The sequence below is a fragment of the Paenibacillus sp. NPDC057967 genome, from assembly GCF_042887015.1.
Classification (GTDB): Bacteria; Bacillota; Bacilli; order Paenibacillales; family Paenibacillaceae; genus Pristimantibacillus.
In genome coordinates this window covers 195,434-213,903 of sequence record NZ_JBHVQB010000006.1, presented here as the reverse complement: position 1 = coordinate 213,903, position 18,470 = coordinate 195,434, and the positions used below count along the sequence as shown (strand labels likewise).

Sequence of the window (18,470 nt, the reverse complement as noted above, 5' to 3'; positions counted from 1 at the left end):
TTCTATTCTGTATGAGGCACTTCCAGCATTAGTTTGGCATGTTCAACTGACAGCTTCACTTTGTTTTGAATACCCAGCCTCTGTCTCAGCTCTTCAGGAATCTGCAGTCTTCCGAACCGGTCTACGACGGCATACTCCTCGTGCTCCTCCTTTGCCCGAGACGACTGCTCCGACTGTGATGCCGACCGCTTAATCATCTCTGAGCTTGTCATTCCGTCCCGAATCGCAACGACCCGATCAACCTTGCGCGCCAAGGACAGATCATGCGTGACGATAACAATTGTCGCTCCCGTCTCCCGGTTCAAGCTGCGGAATATGTTCATGATCTGGTCGGAAGTCTGAGCATCTACAGAACCGGTTGGTTCATCTGCCAGCAGCAGAGACGGGCGATTGGCCAGCGAGATGGCAATCGCCGTTCGCTGCTGCTCCCCGCCGGACAGCTGAACCAGCTTATTGTTAATTCGATGAGATAATCCTACCCACTCGACCAATTGCTTGGCGTACGCTGAGTCGACTTTCCCGGCAACCATCATCGCCGTCTCCACGTTTTCCAGCACGGTCAAATAAGGAAGCAGATTCCGGGAATTATTCTGCCATATAAACCCCACGGTATTCCGCTTGTAGGCGACCCGCTCCTTCTCGTTAATCTGCAGCAAGTCCCATTCTCCTACGACTGCTTTGCCCGCTGAAGGGCGATCCAGACCGCCCAATATATTAAGCAGCGTCGACTTACCGCTGCCGCTGTTGCCGATAATGGCAATCATCTCTTTATGTGCAACCTTCAAGTTCAGCCCTTGCAGGGCGACGACTTCTACATCGTCCGACTTATAGATTTTCACCAATCCTTCGCAATCGATCATGCAATCCCTACCTTTCCTCTCCCAGCTTCACGGCCTGATGAACGCGCAGACGCCAAATTTGAACAGTCAGCACACAAGCTCCAATGGACAGCATGGCCAGCACAATGACAAGCAGCTGCACCGTGTCCCTCAGCTCGAATATGATCGTGAACGGCGGCACCTGAGCCCCTCCGCTAGTCTGCAGCAGCGGCAGAAACAGCTTGCTGACCAAGCGGCCGATCCCAAGTCCAAGCCCAATGGCGAGTCCCGTTGTAAGCAGCTGCTCTAGCAGCAGGATGAAGGTCAGCTGACCGCGCGCCAAACCCGTAGCGCGCAATATGCCCATCTGTACCGTTCTTCTCGCTAGACTGTAGATCCAGAAGAGCAAATAGCCGATGAAAGATACGGCGACCGATACGATAAAACCAAGCGTCAGAATGCCGTAGGTTCCCTCCCTGGAAGGAAGCAGCTTCTGCAAAATCCGTTCATTGCGCGCATCCCGCAAGCTGGAAGTTTCAATGCCTTGTTCGCGCAAATGGTTCACGACCGGCATCACTTTAGCGCCATCCTCCATATCCAGCCAAAGCGCATAAGGAGTAAGCGGAATATGATCGTATACATAATCCAGATTGGCGATGACGAAAGGCTGCTGCGGAGACAGCGAAGGCCAATATTGCGTGATGCCCACAACAACAAATTCAATCGGTACCTTCTGTACGGTCATCTGAATCAGGTCGCCTTGCTTCAAGGCGTTACGCTGGGCGAAGGATTGGGATACGATGACTCCTTGTTCATAGTTGCCCAGCCAGCGCAGCAGATGGAAGGGATGTGCCGCCTTGTACAGATCATGCCGCCACCATGCGCTGCTTGCGAAGTCGACATTGTCGATGCCCATCAGCATCCCTTTGCCTAGCGACTTGCCAGCCACAGCAAGATCCCCTTCTGTTTGAAGCACACGTACATGCGATTTCACACCCGGCATCTTTTCAAACGGGGCGAGGGGTGGCTCCGTGTAGATCGTATCCCTGGGCTGATCATCAGGGATATAGTTGCCGTTCTCATCATACAGCTGGAGCTTTCCTTCCCACACAGGCTGAAGCACGACATCGGTTCCATTGCTGTACATGATCCTCTCGCCTTCATTCCTGTCAATCGTTCGCGCCGCCGAAGCATGATAAATGCCAAGTCCCATCGTCATAACGAGCAGCAGCATTAAAGGAAAATAGCTCCTTTGCGAACGGGACAGCTGAACGAGCGCAAGGTGAAACGTAATCGGAAGCCATCTTCGCAGCATCCGATGAAGCAGCTTCAGCAGCAAAGGGAATAAACGAAGACTGACGAGTCCAGCCGAGAAGACGGCGACAGCCGGAACAAAGAAAAACGCAGGATGAATCTGCATGCCGCCGGACTGGGATTGCTGTCCTGCAAGCAGCTGACCGCTTTGGAAAAGATACCACCCGGCACCGGAAGCAAGCACCAACACGACATCGAGATACCAACGCTGCCATAATGGCCTCCGGTCGGCTCTTGCCAGCTCCTGCTTATGCCCGACGATCGACTGCCTGCCGTAACCCGCGACAGGCAGCAATCCCGCTAGAATGGCCACCGCAACGGCAGCGAGTCCGTATAAGCCGGCAGCATCGCTCCATCCGATGTCAGCATCCTTGCCGATCGCGAATTGCATAAATCCATCCGTTGTCACCATAAGCCGTGCCATTCCTGCTGCACCTAACATGCCAAGAAGCCATGCGATCGCACCCAGCAACGCTCCTTCGAGCAGGAAGATGGCATAGATGAGCCGCATCTCCGCCCCGCGGCTGCGAAGCACCGCAATATCATTGCGCTGCCGCTCCAGAGATTGTCTGGCATTGATATAGATAAAATAGAAGCAGAGTGCAAGCATAGGCGCAGCCAGTGTAAATAAGGTCATTTGCACCTGCAAGCTTTCCTTCTTGAACGTTCGGATCAGATCCAGAAAGCTTAGATCGACCCGGCTATTGCGCAGCATCTGGTACATATCCGGCTCCAGCCTCTGCAAGAGCTTCTCCAGCCTGCTCAAATCACCGCTTTGAAGATTCTGCAGATCATAAAGCCCATACCAGTTCACCGTGTTGACCGAAGCAGACAGGCTCGACATAAGCTCTTCCGAGAATACATCCGGGTCCATCATCAGAGTGCCCGAGAAGACATCCAGCCCTTGATACCAATAAGGCGATTCTGCATCCTTCGGCTGGAACACCCCTACGATTTTGATACGCAAGACCTTATTGCCTTTGGCTGTAGGCAGCGTATATTGATACACGTCGCCGACCTCCAGATAGTTCCGGCTTCGCGCATTTTCCGAGACAACCGCTTCAATAATCCCATCGTTGCCGGGTGAAGCTCCATACATCGCTCCGCTGGTAATCTCTATGTGTTCAGCCAATCCCGATTGGGACATAAGCGACATTTGCCTTCTGCGATTATCTGTGCCGCCCCCTGATACATCTAGCCGAAGCTGCGATTGCGTGACGGAGTAGGTAGCGATAGATTGCAGCAGCGGATAGTCGATCTGCTCTGGCAGCTTGTTCATCATATAGTCGTGCAGGGCAGCGAGCGCCTCTGGATCGGCAGGATCGTTGCGCATCGGTTGATACCTTGTCAGAAGCGAACCCGGCGGCGCACCCGAACCCTCTTCATGGAGCGTCGTGCTGATGATCCTGGACAAAGCGTGGTCCGTATAAAAGGGAATGCTGCTTGTAAATGAAACGGCAAGCAATAATCCAATAAAAGAGCTGATCGTCAGCGGACGGTTGTTCCACATTTTACGCCGAAGAAATCGAAGCAGCGGCTTCATTGCCCAATCACCCTCTGACCCGGCTCAAGCCCCTTCAAGATCTCTATCTCGGTAGCTGTTGTCAGCCCCACTTCAACATCCACTTCACGCTTATTGCCATCCTCATCCATAACCTGCACATAATTTCTGCCTGATACTTTCTTCAGCGCGGACGGCGGGATCAACACCGCATCTTGCTTGCGTTCCGTCACAACAGAAGCGCTGAGCGGCGTCCCGGCTTGTACATCTGCCGGGAATTGATCCAATTCGATTAGAACATACGAATCCAGCGATTCATCCTTATTTCCGGACTCGCTGGCTAACGGCATCCGCGAGACTTTACCAGGATGAGTACCCGCCGTATTAATGTTCACGCTCGCCTCCATGCCTAACGCGATCTTCTCCAGATCAGAAGCAGAGAACTTGACGGCGACCGTTAGCGTGCTCATGTCCGATATCACGCCAACTGATTCGTACGCCTTAATGGCATCTCCTATTTTCTTGTTGAAGGAAACAAGAGTGCCGCTGAACGGGGCGGTCAGCCGAGAGGCATCCCGCTGCGCCTTCAGCTCCTCCATCTCGCTCTTCAGGAGCTCGAAGTTCAAGTCGTCAACCTCGCTATGGGTATTCGCTCTGATCTTCTCAATCATGTTGAGCTCAGCCTGCCTGATCTCGATCTCCTTGCGTTTGATTTGATTCTCAAGAGTGCCGGTATCTATGACAGCAATCAGCTGCCCAGCCGCTACCTTATCGCCGGGTTGAACGAGCACTTCAGCAATTTGACCGCTATTTGATAGGAAATGCAAGCTTTCCTGCCGCTTCGACAGCAGCTTGCCCGTCGCATTCACTTTAATCTCGATCGTCGCTTTGGCTACTTTATATTCCGGTTTTTTGGAAATGTTGGGAGGCTCGATCAGCTCAATCAGCTCTGCTTCTTCCGATTGCGGCGAGAAGCTGCAAGCGGAAGTCGACACGATCAATCCCGCACAGCATACACCAAGCAGCATGTTGCGCCCATGGCGCCTAGCCCAGTCTACCATCCGCCATTTCGTAGACATGGTCAGCCACCTCCAGCATCGTTTGGTCATGTGTCGTCATACTTATCGTCATCCTCTCTTCCGAACGAAGCGTTTCGAACAGCAGCATAATCCGTTCTGACATACGAGTATCCAGCTCCGCTGTCGGCTCATCCGCCAGCAGCAGCCGGGGCCGGGGGGCGATCGCCTTGGCAATCGCTATCCGTTGCTGCTCCCCTCCCGACAGCTCATAGGGGCGATGCTGCGCCCTCTGTGTCATCCCGACCTGCTCCAAACAATAATCGATTCTATCCTTCCATTGCGCAGACGGAACGCCCGATAATCGCAAGCCCAGTTCAACATTTTCCCAAGCCGACAACAGGGGATGCAGCGCAAAGGCTTGAAAGATGAACCCGATTTCGCTTTTACGGACATGGGTGCGCTGCTTGTCTCCCATTTGATGAAATTGATGTCCGCCAACCTGAACCTGGCCTTCAGTCGGCAAATCCAAACCGCCGATTATGTTCAGTAATGTGGTTTTGCCTGAACCCGATCTGCCCTTCAGGATGGCAAGCTGTCCGGCGTTCAAGCTGAAATCAATCCCCTTTAGCACCTGAATTTCCGTCGAACCCGTACGAAATGTCTTGTAGATGCCAGATAAGCTGACGATTGGCTGCGAACATGAATCAAGCCCGCCTTCCAGATGATTCCGATCCCGATTATCCTGCGAACATGAGGCTTGTTGCAAAACCGCCACCTCCGCCCCCGCCTTGCTCCTTCTCTCCGCTCAGATTGGCTTCAGCCAGCGCATCCGCTCCTCTGCTTACAATAGCTTCGAACGCTTCATCCACACTTTTGCTTCCGCTTGACGCGGCGCTAATCTCTTCATTGGCAATCGTTGCGAAGCTGCTGCGGAAACCCTTAGGGTACCACTGCGTTGTCTCCATCGGGAGCGGCTTAAGCTTATAGAACGGCTCCAGGTTTACGCCATTGGAATTCGTCTCGTAGCCAAGGCGTGACTGCAGATCCATCGCTGTGTTCGAGCGAATCTTGGCAGCTTCATCCCCATGAACGTACTGGATAAATGCCCATGCCATATCAGCCTGTGACGAAGCGGCGTTGATGGCGAATATTTGAGATACCGTATAAGTGCTTGTCATATCTGGCGTAGCGGCGTCAACCGGAGCTGTCACAACTCCCATGTTCACTTCTTCCGGCTGGCTGCTGGATGAATCGGAGCCGTCACTCGATCTGACTGTGCTTATGGCCATGCCTCCGCCTCCAAAATTAATCATGCTGGAGTTATCGATGACCATCGCCGCCCGTCCATTATTAAAGAGCATACTGTCTGGCGAGAATATCATCCCCCCGTCTCCTTGCGGCGGCTCAGGTTGATGAATCGTCTTGTTCTGATAGCCCTCCACAACCTCACGGAAGATCTCCTTCCATTCCGGCTCCGACATCGTCAATTCTGTCGCATCCGCGTTCAAATAGTTCAAGCCTTTGGCAGCTGCCATGTCCTTAATGAGCTGGAACGCATCTTCGGCAAACATGGAGCTTGCCAGACCGTAAATCCGAGTCTCGGCATCGCCATCAGTCGGGAATCTGGCAGCCAGCTTGAGCACTTCCTCCCAAGTCATGAAATCCGTTGGTTCTGGCACGCCGTATTTGGCGAACAAATCTTTGTTGTAGTACAGCGCATTGGTGTTGAATGTAGGTGCAAGTCCATAGAGCTTGCCGCCGCCAGCATCACGCAGCAATTGAACGACACCTTCCACCATTTGCTCCAAATCAAATCCGCTTTGCGTGACCATCGAGTCAAGCTCGTATAACCTCCCTTCCGCCGCCAGCGCTTCATATTGCGCCTTAGTCAGCATGACGACATCCGGATGATTCTTGTCGATCAGATCGATCATCGCTTGCGTGGGATCTTTGCTCATAGCCGCTTCCATGGTCGAGATGACCTCGAATTGCACATTCGGATATTTAGCGCTGAACACATTGCCGTAGCTTTGGTAGAACATCTGCTCATTGATGAACGCAACCTTTAACGTTACCGGTTTGTCCGGGTCGATTCCCTGAGACTTGCCCTCTCCATTATTCGAGCTGCAACCCGCCAAAACGATGACGAACAGTAAACAATAGATGACCCCTTTTCCTAACATTTGCTTCATTCTTTATTTCCCCTTTCAAGCTTGTAATGGATATCTATAGGTCAGCATGAAGGTGTTCTCTTAGAATTGTCTTAGAGAACTTTAAACGAACCTTAAAGAATGATGGCATTTCTGTGTAATGCCGCACGCGGACCGGCAGCAGCACTGCCTGATTGGGAGCCAGAACAGCAAAAAAACCTCCATGAATGGAGGTTAATAGACAAATGGATTAAAAGTGAGGCTCACCGACTGATGAATGGCAGCTACATAGCTGGCAGTGTGAGGGTGATCTTCATGCCTTGTTGATGAATACTGGTTGCTTCAATCTTCCCGGCATGTCGCAATACAATCCACCTGGCAATGGAGAGTCCAAGGCCAGCCCCTCCTTCTGTGCGGGAGCGCCCCTTGTCTCCCCGGTAAAACCGGTCAAAGATATGAGGCAAATCCGCAGCAGCTACGCCCATTCCATTATCCTTGACCGTCAAGATGACATGCCCCGAAGCTGTCTTGCACGACAAATGAACGCTCCCGCCCCCCGGCGTGTACTTGATCGCATTATCCAATACGATCATCAGCAATTGTTGAAGGCGTTCTTCATCTCCATATACCATAATGTTAGGATTTACCTGCCACGATAAGGCAATATCCTTCAGAGAAGCAAGCGGCATAATTTGCTCCAGCACCTGCTCCGCCAAACGCCCTAATGAGACCGGCTTCATCTGAAGCTCAAGCTTGTCCGCATCGGTCTGCGACAGAGTCAGCAAGCCGTTAACCAGCTTCTTCATTCGCCGTATTTCGTTCAGTATCGTTGAGATTTCACGACTGTCCTGCTCAATCGTGTGGTCAGGGTGGCGAAGCAGCAGCTCCGTATGCGTCTGCAATACAGCCAGCGGAGTTCGCAGCTCATGTGACGCGTCGGCCACAAATTGCTGCTGCTTTTCCCAGGATGAACGAATGGGCACAAGCGCTCGATCAGCCAAATACAAACCGGCGAATACCGATACGCCCCCGCCGAACACAATGCCAATCATAATAAGTCCCAGTACAACATTCAACATGCCGATCTCCGTGCTGATATCGCTGATTAACTGTATGTAGCTGTCATCATTATCCGGTACGGAAAGATAATTCAGCCGCTTCGCATTGTCTGCGTTAATCTTAATATTAATGACCCGGTACACCGCCCCGTCATGCCGAACGTTGAACAACTCCGTCTTATGAAATGTACGCTTCAGCTTCTCCACAAGCGGATAGGGATATCTTTCCGGTATAAGCGTCGTTAAAGGGTGATGCTCCTCATCCCAAATAATCAAATTAATCGTACGCTCAAATGTACTGGCCGTCGTGCTCCAAGTCCCTAATGACGCAATGCGGGTCGCAACACCCCCGGTGATGGAAATGGCCCTCTCTAGTTGCTGCGATGAATATTCCGCTGCCCGTGTCTGCATGGCATGATCGATCTTCCCTATAATAGCGGTACGCAAGTACACATACATACTCGTTCCGAGCAAAGCAAGAATGAGGAACATGACGGATGCATTCAGCAGAGTCAGCCTAGTTTTCGTTTTTCGGAACATCGGCTTTCCCCTTTACCATATAGCCTATGCCGCGAACCGTTTGGATCAGATCAGAAAAACCTTGCGCGGTCAGCTTCTTCCTTAAATAATGAATATACAGATCCACGATACCGGCCCCCGAATCCGTATCAAATCCCCATATTCGATCCAAGATCTGCTCGCGCGTCAATATCTGATTCCTATTAATAAGAAGAAACTCAAACAGCTCATATTCTTTGGCCGAGAGCTTCAGGGGAACCTCGCTCACGAATCCTTCCTGAATTCTAGGCCGGAGGACCACTCCTCCCACTCTGATGTCCCCTGTGTCCCCGAGCTTGCCGTGTCTGCGCAGAATCGCTCTTGAACGAGCCAGCAATTCAGGAAAGGCAACCGGCTTAACCACATAGTCATCCGCCCCCGCATCCAGACCCTGAACTCTGCGCTCAATAACGTCCACCGCCGAGAGCAGCAGAATGGGCGTCATGATGCCCTGTGACCTTAAATGATGAATAAGTGCAATACCGCTCATGCCCGGCAGCATCACATCCAATATGATCAGATCATAGATGTCCTGTTCGGCCATGAACAAACCTTCGTCACCGCATAACGATTCGTGGACCGTAAAGCCTTCCTCCCGAAATACGCTGGAGACGGCATGCATTAACGAAACATCGTCTTCAACTACCAGCACCTGCATACCTTTCCAACCTTTCCGAGTCTAAGAATGCATTCAGTATAAGCGAGGAAGCTTAAAATTAAATTAGAACGATATGGCATAACTAAGGAAAAAACATAATTATCATGGCGAATTTTGTAATTTTTTGCCCTTCATTTCAGTTGTATATCCGATATAATAGGTATAAGCTTCTCCCTATCATTGATAATCTACGACCCGGAGGGGATTCCCCTATGACTGTGAATATTCTTGAACGAAATAATGTTAAGATACTGGGCTCCGGAAGCCAGACGATGATGCTGGCGCACGGCTTCGGCTGTGACCAGGACATGTGGCGCTATATCGTACCCGGCTTTGCCGACAACTATCGTATTGTATTATTTGATTATGTAGGCTCGGGAAACTCTCAACTCCATTATTATGATCCGCAAAAATATAATGATTTGCAAGGTTACGCGCAAGACGTGCTGGATATTATGGAGGCGCTTGATGTGAGAGACGCTGTATTCGTCGGCCACTCCGTCAGCAGCATGATCGGTATGCTGGCATCCATTCGCGAGCCTCATCACTTCAGCCGCATCGTCATGCTGGGACCTTCTCCCTGTTACGTGAACGATCTGCCGAATTATATCGGCGGGTTCGAGCGAACGGACATAGACGAGCTGCTCCAAATGATGCAAATGAATTTTATCGGCTGGGCCAGTTATCTCGCACCGATCGTCATGAACTCCGAGCGCCGCGAGCTGACGGAGGAGCTGGAGCAGAGCTTTTGCTCCAGAGATCCGCATATTGCCAGACAATTCGCGGAAGTCACCTTCTATTCCGATTGCCGTGTAGAGCTGGAGGAATCATCGATTCCTACACTCATTCTTCAGTGCTCGGAAGACAGCATCGCTCCCGTCGAAGTCGGGCATTACCTGCATGCCCATCTGAAAAACAGCACGCTTCGGCAAATGGCCGCCAAGGGCCATTATCCGCACCTCAGCCATCCGAAGGAAACAACGGAGCTGATCAAACATTATTTGGCGGCAAGCGGCTAACTACTATGGAAAGGCTGACGGTTGTATATGGATATTTTATTAGATACAGCTCCTTGCGGTTATTTCTCCATCTCAAGCGCGGGCATTATTCAATCTGCTAATGGGACGCTGCTGAACATGCTGGGCTACGAACGCGACGAGCTGCTCGGGCGGCATCTTGAAACCACGATGTCCGTGACGAACAAGCTGTTTTTTCACACCTATTTCTATCCCTATATTCAGCTCCACGGACATGTAAACGAGATGTATGTCTCCTTCCGGACTATCGCCGGGCAGGATGTACCCGTCCTGCTGAACGGCGTCCGCCAGCAGCGCGGCGGCGAAACCTTCATTGATTGCGTCGTGCTCGCTATGCGCAAGCGTATTGAGCATGAGAAGGATGTGCTGCAGAGCAAAGCAAAGCTGGAGGAGCTGTACCAGAAGACGAACGAAGCCAATCAGAAGCTGGAGCTGCTTCATGCCGAATATGAGGTCAAGCAGCAAGAGCTGCTGCGGATCAATCATCAGCTGGAGGCGATGGCCTGGACGGATACGCTGACCGGGCTTGGGAATCGGCGGTACTTCCAAGAGAAGCTATTGGCCTCTCTTGCCTCCTATCGCGAAGAAGGACTGCCGTTCTCGCTGTTCATAATCGATATTGACCATTTCAAGAAAATCAATGACACGTACGGACATCCCGTCGGCGATCTGGTGCTGACCAACCTGGCCCGCTTGCTCCAGTCGATGTCCCGCGAGAACGACATTGTCGCCCGCTACGGCGGCGAAGAATTTGTCGCTGTGCTGCCGGATACGGATCAAGAGGCAGGCCTATCCATAGCGGACAGATACTGTGCCACCACCGCTTCGACGCTGCTGGGCGAATACCAGATTACGATCAGCATCGGGGTTGCTACCGCAACAAGCGGAGATACGGAGCAGTCGCTGCTGAATCAAGCCGATCAGGCTTTGTATGCTTCGAAGAGCGGCGGAAGAAATCGGGCGACTCATGCTGCGAATCTCGTAAGAAGCTAATCGGCTCCCAAGTTACCAAAACGCAGAACCCTGCGTATGAAAGAGACGAGCACCGGGATTCCCGGTGCTCGTCTTTATTAATCCAATCAATAGGTTTTGCTCTTAATGCTCGCTGCTTGATGAACGAGAACTCCGTCTCACATAGACAAGATTGGCGACATAGAGGAGAAGAAGTACGCCAAGAATACCGGCACATAAGCCAAATAGGGGAGCATATTCGCCATTCTTGACCCCTAGTCCAAGCAAAGCTGAGCCTGTTGCTATGCCGATGTCCATCCCGATCAGAAAAGTGCTATTGGCCGCACCGCGTCTCTCTGGCAACGCCCGTTGAATCGTCCATGCCAGCATATAAGGCTGTACGGCTCCGAACGACAAGCCATAGACAAAGGCTGATAGTGCAAATAACGAGAAGTCTGTTGCTGCCGACAACATAGTTAAAGCAACAATGCCAAGCATAATGCCGGGCACGAGAACATACGCAGGTCCTCTCCTGTCGAATAGCTTTCCTGCCAGTGGTCTTACTAGAATCGAGGCGCCGCTAGACAGCAGGAAGAATATCCCGCCATTTATGATGCCAAGCTGCTGTCCGTATAATACAACATATGTCAGAATGCCTCCATAGCAGCATGTGAATAACATAAGCAGCGCAGCCGGAAGCAATGCGGAGCGCTCAAACATGCTCGCCAGAATTGCATGCGAACGGCGTCCAGAGGGAGCAATCGCTTGGGAGGGAGCCTTCCCTTCATTCCGTCCCCTTAAGGACAGCACTAGCGGTAGCACGGCAACCGCAGAAGCCGCCATGAACAACGCCAATGCACCAAATTGCCCATATATCCACCCGCCCGCATACGGACCGACCGCCATACTGGCCAGGCCGAATAACATAAAGGTGCCGATGCCCGCTCCTTGTTGACCTGGTGGAATCAGATCGGACACGAGCGTTGCGTAAGAGGCAGTCAAGATACCCCAGCCGATGCCAAGTCCGATACTGCAGCCGATAATCCAGCCCAACGATGGTGATAGCATGTAAGCAAGAGATGCGAGCAGGAATGCCAGCAATCCCGCGATAACGATTCTCTTTCGATTCCAGTGATCCAGCGCATATCCCGTCCATAATCGGATGAGGACTGCTGCAACTGTAATAATGGCAACAACAAGCCCTACGGCAGTCCGTTCTACACCGGTGTCCGTCAGATAAACGGGAAGCGTAGGCAGCAGCATCTGAAAGGACAAGAAGACAAGCATATTGCACATGCAGATTCTAAGGTATGCTGCCGACCAATAACCGCCATCCCCATCACTATGCTTCATCATACTCTTTTCCCCTTGCTACCCGGAATTATTGCAATCCTTTTAATGCGCCGCTCCAGGCTGTCACTTGATCCAACATATCTTGAACGGTTTTCGTATGCAGCTCGGCGGGTTTAAAGGTATGGAATTGTTCAAAATCCGTGAAGATGGACAAGGTAGGATGAACGCGTACATCCGCTACCAGCAATTCACCTAATATCCCCCGCAAATGCTCGGCTGCACGAGCGCCTCCGGTCGAGCCATAGCTCACTATTCCGGCTGCTTTGTTATTCCATTCATGATAGGCCGAATCGAGCGCATTTTTCAGAACCCCGGTTATGCTATGATTGTATTCCGCAACGATGAATATATATCCATCCATTTCATCGATTTTTTGCGCCCAGGACTTCACGCCCGCATCTTGCGGATCGCCTTCTCCCATAAAGGGTAGCTTATAATCGGCTATATCAATAATCTCATAGTGTCCATCTCTGCGCCCTTCGGCTATGCCTTTAATCCATTCACCGACTTGAGGGCTCACCCGTCCTTGACGGGTACTCCCCAATATAATGCCAATCTTAAGCTGCTCGCTCATTTGCTTCATCTCCCTTTTATATAAATTGTTCTCTATTTTCGGTTAGCCATTGTGCGAACGTCCGCGCGGGACGCCCCGTAATCTGTTCTACAGTCGGCAAGACCTGATAAGACTCCTTAGGCGGATTAGCGTGCCAGCCGACGACATAATCGATGACGTCTTCCTGAATACCGGCCTCTCGCATCTTGGCTCGTTCTTCCTCCTCTAACAATTGAACGAACCCAATATCCCGGCCAATCTCTGCACTCATTAAGCGTATCTTGTCAGATATGGATAACACTTCAGGCCCGGTCAACGTATAGCTTTTAAAGGCGTGGCCATCCTCCATAAGCACCGTTGCAGCGACGCTGCCAATATCCGCTTCATGAATCATGGCACTTAATACTTGACCGTTCAGCCCCCTGACCACACCTTCCGATCGAATGGATTCCGCCCATTCTCTTGCATTGGACATGAATTCAACAGGCGGCTGGAGATGGGTCCATTCCAGCCTGCTTGCTTCTACCGCCTCTTCTACCGGGCCTCTCTCGCCGCTCCACAATAGCGTCACTTTTCGTACGCCAGCCTTTTCAGCCAGCGCTACGATTTCAGCCCCGGTTTGCAGCGGAGCGGAGTCGGCACCGTTAAAGGTAATCAAATGCATGGCGGTTACTCCATTCAGTGCCGGAACAAGGGTCTGCGGATCGGTTAACTCCCCATATACAACCTCCACAGGCTGTGGCAGATTAGCAGTTGCAGGATTACGCGTAAGGGCTCTGACGCGAGCGCCCGAACGGACAAGCTGATCAACAACATGCCGTCCTACATTTCCGGTTGCACCCGTTACTAGAATAGTCAAAAGTTCCATCCTCCTTAGATCGATTCATTGTATGTTGAACACTTCTAAATTTACATCAATTCCCACTTCGTAGCGTCCTGCATCCGTCTAATAAACACATAAGAAAAAGGTCTTATCCGAAGATAAGACCTTGGCTAAGACCTTCCATTAGCCGAACCATTTGTTTTTGGTCGCGAACAGTGCAGCTTGTGTGCGATCCTGCATCTCAAGCTTGGCTAATATATGCGTAATATGGGTTTTTACTGTTTTTTCTGAAATATGAAGATCTGCCGCAATTTCCTTATTGCTCTGACCGAGCGTAATATGCTGCAAGACTACTCGTTCCTTCGCTGTGAGAACGTCGATTCGCTTCTCCTCATCATTCTCCTTGACTACGTGGGACATCAGCTGATGAGTGGCTTCCGGATGCAGCGTCTTTCTGCCATCCATCGCAGCCTGTATAGACTCGATTAATACTTCCGGTCTAACATCCTTTAATTGATAGCCGATGGCGCCTGCCTTGATCGCTTGCAGCACGGACTCCCGGTCTGAGTAGCTCGACAGAATAATGACTTTCACCTTCGGATACTGCTCCGTTATTTTCCTTGTTGCCTCAATCCCGCTCATTCCCGGCATCATTAAATCCATGAGCACAATATCGGGATTCAGCGTTTGCACCTGCTGGAGGGCCTCTTCCCCGTTCTGGGCCTGACCGACAATTTCAATTGCGGTCTGGGTTTGCAAGAAGAACCGCAGTCCTCTGAGTACAACCAAATGATCATCTACGATCAGCACTTTTATGGTCTTCATGTTAGTTCTCCCTCGAGCGCGGCACCGTAACGGTAACGATGGTTCCTTTGCCTTCTGTACTGTTGATTTTCAAGCTGCCATTGACTTGAGCCGCTCTTTCATTCATGCTGCTAATGCCAAGCGTCACGAGCTTCGTCTCTGCTTGTTCGAGCTCGAACCCGCAGCCATGGTCAATGATACTCATTTGAATATGGTCTTCATTGGACTGAATCTTGATCGTAGCGCGATTCGTCCGGGCATGCTTGCTCACATTATTGATTGCTTCTTGTCCGATCCGCCACAAGGTTTTTTCTACCTTCTCGGTGAATTGCACATCATCCTTCATCTGCAAGGTGACATGAATGCCGATTTTTGAAGCGTATTCCTTCAAAGAAGCAAGCATTCCCTTCTCGGCACTGTACGGGCGAAGCTGCCAGATCAATGTGCGCATCTCGGACAATGTCTCTTGCGACAGCTTCTGAATATCGCTGATTCCGTCCACGACAAGCGGGTTTTCGTCCCTCAGCAGCTCTTTAATGCCCTGTGCAGTCAGCGATAGGGAAAACAGCTTCTGATTGACAGAATCGTGCAGATCAAGCGCGAGCCTGTTCCGCTCTTCTGATAACAGCAGATCCTGCCATTCGTCGTACAAGCGGATTCTTTCCATTGCCAATGAAATATGATCCGCCAACGTTGTTAAGATTTTAATCTCCAGTTCGCTGAATGTGGACAACTCTCTGCCGATAAGAAGCACCCCGAGCGGTTCGTTTCCGAGTAGCGGCTCTTGTTTTTGCAGAGGGATCGCGATCGAAAACCTATTTTGGCTAGGTTGTAGTGCGGCAAAGGAAAAGGGGGTATCCTTGCTCTGGCATACGGTCTGTTCAAGAAATGCTTGATGAATAATATCCGAAGATTCTTTCTCTGTATAGAACCTGGATTCATTCAAGACTCTTGCACTCTCGTTGTCATAAAGAGCGCGCAGCGTTAGCCGATTGCCATGATGAGCGGCGATCGCCACCGTAGGCCAGTCGAAATACGTGCCAATATTCAATACAACCGTGAGCAGCAGCTCTCTTAAGTTATTAATCGACCAAATATGCCGCGTTACTTCTTTGGTGCTGTTATAATAATCCACAATATAGCGCGCAATATTGTCAACGGCGAGCTTCTCCCTTTGCTCAAGCAGTCGAGTGCGCTCCACAGCTGTGCCGATCTGATAAGCCACCCCTTCAAGAAGGGCAAGCTCTTCGTCGCTGAAATGTTCTTTGCCAGGCGATCCCACATTGAGCAAGCCGAAGCGCTCCCCGCATATCGTCAGCGGTACCGTGGCGTGATGGGTGAGATTATTCGTATCGCCAAGCTGTGCGCCAGAATTATGAAGACGCTCGCATTCTATGATGTTGACCGCTTGATTAAGCGAGTCTCTCCAATAGAGCTGGAGACAAAAGCAGGCTTCGCCCCGCATAGACTCTTTGTTATTCCGGGCAAGCACGGGAGGCAGATTATGATCCGCTACATGATGATAGATTGGCTCATCATCCGCCAGAAAGATCCAGCCCGTCTTCAGCCCGGTCAGTTCCAGCAGCTTCTCCAGCGTGCTTTGAAGCATCGGCTTCATGTCATGGTTCTGGTTCAAGGTTTCTGCGATTGTTTTCAGAATAAGCAAGTCTTTATAACGCAACGTCCGTTCCTCGTACATCCATTTCACCACCATCTCTTGCAATCCATCTGAATAGCTAGATCATACCTTATTTCTCCAAGAGTATAAATATAATCATAATGAAAAGGCGCATGGACGGCAATCAACCATCCACGCACCTGCAAGGCATTACTTATTAATCCATCCTAACACTTGCAACGCACGAATCAGCACCGTCGCAGCTTGCGCTCGTGTAATGTCGCCTTTTGGGCTAAACAACTCCTCGCTGGTTCCGGTCATAATCTGAAGCCCCACCATCATTCCCACATCCTGCAACTTTGCGGGATCAATATTCTCTACGTCCTGATAATGGCCTAATGCTGCAGAGGCAACACCAGATCCAGTTATTCCTTCCAGCTTCAACGCTGCCGCAAGCATGCCGGCCATCTCCTCACGAGTAAGCGCCTGACCCGGCTGGAATTGCTGATTGCCGGCGAAGCCCAGAAGTCCCAGCTTCTTGGCATTGGCAACGGTACTGAAGTACCAGGTATCAGACTGTACGTCTTGATAAGGCAATGCGATACGATCCACAGTCGTATTTCGTCCCAACGCACGCACTAGCATAGCGGTAAATTCCGCTCGGGTTACGGCTTGATCGGGAGCGTAACGGCCGCCCCCATTGCCTTCGACAAGCCCCTTGGCAGCAGCCAACTCCACGTACGTTCGGCTCCAATGAGATTGTGTATCGGCAAAGCTGACCTGATGCTCGCCCGCCACATATGTCGTATTGGCATTGGAGCGTATCTCCGCGTAATGCTTGCCGTCAATCCTAATGATTCGGGCAGGTGCATAAGCAAAGGTCTTGGTCGATTCCTCATAGAGGAATGCACCCCATAAGACCGGCACGGTCGTAAACCGATTCGATATAGGAAGGAGTTTGGTTATCGCTTGGCTGCTTGAACCAGCTTTCCCGATCGTTTGCCCCGTTTTGATATTAACAATCTCTACCTGAAAATCTGCCATGGCATCCCAGGGCTTAGCTTGCGGATATTGGCTCGCTAGTTGTTTAAGAATGTTTTGGTCCCCTGACTTGTCAGTCAGCGTGATCTTAAAACCGATTTCGCTGGCATTCGTATGGCTTGCAGCCAGCAGCTCGCTCAGCTCTGGAAGCAGCGAAGCCAACTGGACCGGAACAAGAAGACTGCCGAAAGTGGTTTGGATCTCGATTAATAAACTCCGATTTTTACTCGAATAGTCCTCCAGCACACTAGCTGGAAGAGTGACATAGATGCTGCTCTTGTCACCTGGTTTTGATTCCAACACTACTGAGGCCTTCAATATATCTAATGAATCCGGATCTACCCAAATGCCATTATTGTCAATTAGCAGCTTGGAAGGAACTGCGACAGATCCGCTGCTAGCCGCACGCGTCACCGTGACCGTGTACGTCTTCTCCGAACCGCTTGGAGCCGTAACCGTCACTTCTATGCGGTTGCTGCCTACTTTTAACGGCAGCGCCGATGATGCTGTTCCGCTCGTCAGACTTTCCGGGCCGTAGGTACGCATGCCTGCTCCGTCATATAAGCTGACACTTAACGTTGCGCCGCTATCTGCACGTGTCGGCGTCACGGTCAGGCTGCTAATGCTATGACCTACGCTCGCCGTATAAACTGTTGTCGCTGGTGCGAATGGCGATGGACTCAGCGTCCCTTCGGACAATGCGAGTCCACTTAAGTCCGCATTGCTGCTCACTGCACGCGTTACCGTAACCGTGTACTTCTTCTCCACGCCGCTTGGCGCAGTGACCATCACTTCTATGCGGTTGCTGCCTACTTTTAACGGCAGCGCCGATGATGCTGTTCCGCTCGTCAGACTCTCCGGGCCGTAGGTACGCGTGCCTGCTCCATCATATACGCTGACGCTTAACGTTGCGCCGCTATCTGCACGTGTCGGCGTCACGGTCAGGCCGCTAATGCTATGAACTACGCTCGCCGTATAAGCTGTGGTAGCAGGAGTGAATGGCGATGGACTCAGCGTTCCTTCCGACAGCGCAAGTCCACTCAGGTCCGCATTGCTGCTTGCCGCGCGCGTCACCGTGGCCGTGTACGTCTTCTCGGTACCGCTTGGCGAAGTGACCGTCACTTCTATGCGGTTGCTGCCTACTTTTAACGGCAGCGCCGATGATGCTGTTCCGCTCGTCAGACTCTCCGGGCCGTAGGTACGCGTGCCTGCTC

15 protein-coding genes are annotated in these 18,470 nt (G+C 51.4%); 2 read left to right on the top strand and 13 right to left on the bottom strand.

What is annotated here, in order from left to right; translation table 11 throughout:
- Nucleotides 1-2: 2 nt before the first annotated feature.
- The 7 genes from ACFVSO_RS17220 to ACFVSO_RS17190 form a co-directional block, all read right to left on the bottom strand.
- On the bottom strand, nucleotides 3-860 hold the full coding sequence (locus tag ACFVSO_RS17220; protein WP_387475703.1) for an ABC transporter ATP-binding protein: 858 nt from the start codon (nucleotides 858-860) through the stop codon (nucleotides 3-5).
- Nucleotides 861-867: 7 nt separating this feature from the next.
- Nucleotides 868-3,675, bottom strand: coding sequence for an ABC transporter permease (locus ACFVSO_RS17215; RefSeq protein ID WP_387475701.1), 2,808 nt, complete (start codon nucleotides 3,673-3,675; stop codon nucleotides 868-870).
- The gene (locus tag ACFVSO_RS17210) at nucleotides 3,672-4,712 is read right to left on the bottom strand and encodes an efflux RND transporter periplasmic adaptor subunit (RefSeq protein ID WP_387475699.1); all 1,041 of its coding nucleotides are present in this window, start codon (nucleotides 4,710-4,712) and stop codon (nucleotides 3,672-3,674) included. The genes ACFVSO_RS17215 and ACFVSO_RS17210 overlap by 4 nt, the downstream gene beginning before the upstream one ends.
- A complete protein-coding gene (locus tag ACFVSO_RS17205; RefSeq protein ID WP_387475697.1) occupies nucleotides 4,678-5,427 on the bottom strand; it encodes an ABC transporter ATP-binding protein in 750 nt (249 codons plus the stop codon). Before ACFVSO_RS17205 ends, ACFVSO_RS17210 begins: the two co-directional genes overlap by 35 nt.
- Nucleotides 5,390-6,844 (bottom strand): ABC transporter substrate-binding protein, encoded by a 1,455-nt coding sequence (locus ACFVSO_RS17200; RefSeq protein ID WP_387475695.1) that lies wholly within the window; start codon nucleotides 6,842-6,844, stop codon nucleotides 5,390-5,392. Before ACFVSO_RS17200 ends, ACFVSO_RS17205 begins: the two co-directional genes overlap by 38 nt.
- 242 nt (nucleotides 6,845-7,086) lie before the next feature.
- Complete coding sequence (locus ACFVSO_RS17195) at nucleotides 7,087-8,400, bottom strand: sensor histidine kinase (protein ID WP_387475693.1); 1,314 nt, start codon at nucleotides 8,398-8,400, stop codon at nucleotides 7,087-7,089.
- Nucleotides 8,378-9,076 carry a response regulator transcription factor gene (locus ACFVSO_RS17190; RefSeq protein WP_387475691.1) on the bottom strand — a complete coding sequence of 233 codons (699 nt, stop codon included), beginning with the start codon at nucleotides 9,074-9,076 and terminating at the stop codon, nucleotides 8,378-8,380. The genes ACFVSO_RS17195 and ACFVSO_RS17190 overlap by 23 nt, the downstream gene beginning before the upstream one ends.
- Before the next feature lie 212 nt (nucleotides 9,077-9,288).
- On the opposite strand from ACFVSO_RS17190, the gene ACFVSO_RS17185 reads away from it, so the two are divergent.
- Together ACFVSO_RS17185 and ACFVSO_RS17180 are read left to right on the top strand one after the other, a co-directional pair.
- On the top strand, nucleotides 9,289-10,095 hold the full coding sequence (locus tag ACFVSO_RS17185; protein WP_387475689.1) for an alpha/beta fold hydrolase: 807 nt from the start codon (nucleotides 9,289-9,291) through the stop codon (nucleotides 10,093-10,095).
- Nucleotides 10,096-10,122: 27 nt separating this feature from the next.
- On the top strand, nucleotides 10,123-11,106 hold the full coding sequence (locus ACFVSO_RS17180) for a sensor domain-containing diguanylate cyclase (RefSeq protein WP_387475687.1): 984 nt from the start codon (nucleotides 10,123-10,125) through the stop codon (nucleotides 11,104-11,106).
- A gap of 102 nt (nucleotides 11,107-11,208) precedes the next feature.
- On the opposite strand, the gene ACFVSO_RS17175 is transcribed toward ACFVSO_RS17180, so the two are convergent.
- The 6 genes from ACFVSO_RS17175 to ACFVSO_RS17150 form a co-directional block, all read right to left on the bottom strand.
- The gene (locus ACFVSO_RS17175) at nucleotides 11,209-12,420 is read right to left on the bottom strand and encodes an MFS transporter (protein WP_387475685.1); all 1,212 of its coding nucleotides are present in this window, start codon (nucleotides 12,418-12,420) and stop codon (nucleotides 11,209-11,211) included.
- A 25-nt stretch (nucleotides 12,421-12,445) separates the two neighbouring features.
- Nucleotides 12,446-12,991: an NADPH-dependent FMN reductase gene (locus ACFVSO_RS17170; protein ID WP_387475683.1), complete on the bottom strand. Its 546-nt coding sequence runs from the start codon at nucleotides 12,989-12,991 to the stop codon at nucleotides 12,446-12,448.
- Nucleotides 12,992-13,007: 16 nt separating this feature from the next.
- The gene (locus ACFVSO_RS17165) at nucleotides 13,008-13,838 is read right to left on the bottom strand and encodes an NmrA family NAD(P)-binding protein (RefSeq protein WP_387475681.1); all 831 of its coding nucleotides are present in this window, start codon (nucleotides 13,836-13,838) and stop codon (nucleotides 13,008-13,010) included.
- A gap of 138 nt (nucleotides 13,839-13,976) precedes the next feature.
- Nucleotides 13,977-14,618: a response regulator gene (locus ACFVSO_RS17160; RefSeq protein WP_387475679.1), complete on the bottom strand. Its 642-nt coding sequence runs from the start codon at nucleotides 14,616-14,618 to the stop codon at nucleotides 13,977-13,979.
- Nucleotide 14,619: 1 nt separating this feature from the next.
- Nucleotides 14,620-16,311, bottom strand: coding sequence for a GAF domain-containing sensor histidine kinase (locus ACFVSO_RS17155; RefSeq protein ID WP_387475677.1), 1,692 nt, complete (start codon nucleotides 16,309-16,311; stop codon nucleotides 14,620-14,622).
- Between the two features lie 114 nt (nucleotides 16,312-16,425).
- Nucleotides 16,426-18,470: cadherin-like beta sandwich domain-containing protein (locus ACFVSO_RS17150; protein ID WP_387475675.1), on the bottom strand; the 2,045-nt coding region annotated here is incomplete at its 5' end.

Coding starts and splice junctions, on each gene's coding strand:
- ACFVSO_RS17220 (WP_387475703.1), bottom strand. CDS start 860: ATGATCGATTGCGAAGGATTGGTGAAAATCTATAAGTCGGACGATGTA.
- ACFVSO_RS17180 (WP_387475687.1), top strand. CDS start 10,123: ATGGATATTTTATTAGATACAGCTCCTTGCGGTTATTTCTCCATCTCA.
- ACFVSO_RS17200 (WP_387475695.1), bottom strand. CDS start 6,844: ATGAAGCAAATGTTAGGAAAAGGGGTCATCTATTGTTTACTGTTCGTC.
- ACFVSO_RS17165 (WP_387475681.1), bottom strand. CDS start 13,838: ATGGAACTTTTGACTATTCTAGTAACGGGTGCAACCGGAAATGTAGGA.
- ACFVSO_RS17185 (WP_387475689.1), top strand. CDS start 9,289: ATGACTGTGAATATTCTTGAACGAAATAATGTTAAGATACTGGGCTCC.
- ACFVSO_RS17155 (WP_387475677.1), bottom strand. CDS start 16,311: ATGGTGGTGAAATGGATGTACGAGGAACGGACGTTGCGTTATAAAGAC.
- ACFVSO_RS17160 (WP_387475679.1), bottom strand. CDS start 14,618: ATGAAGACCATAAAAGTGCTGATCGTAGATGATCATTTGGTTGTACTC.
- ACFVSO_RS17215 (WP_387475701.1), bottom strand. CDS start 3,675: ATGAAGCCGCTGCTTCGATTTCTTCGGCGTAAAATGTGGAACAACCGT.
- ACFVSO_RS17210 (WP_387475699.1), bottom strand. CDS start 4,712: ATGTCTACGAAATGGCGGATGGTAGACTGGGCTAGGCGCCATGGGCGC.
- ACFVSO_RS17170 (WP_387475683.1), bottom strand. CDS start 12,991: ATGAGCGAGCAGCTTAAGATTGGCATTATATTGGGGAGTACCCGTCAA.
- ACFVSO_RS17195 (WP_387475693.1), bottom strand. CDS start 8,400: ATGTTCCGAAAAACGAAAACTAGGCTGACTCTGCTGAATGCATCCGTC.
- ACFVSO_RS17175 (WP_387475685.1), bottom strand. CDS start 12,420: ATGATGAAGCATAGTGATGGGGATGGCGGTTATTGGTCGGCAGCATAC.
- ACFVSO_RS17190 (WP_387475691.1), bottom strand. CDS start 9,076: ATGCAGGTGCTGGTAGTTGAAGACGATGTTTCGTTAATGCATGCCGTC.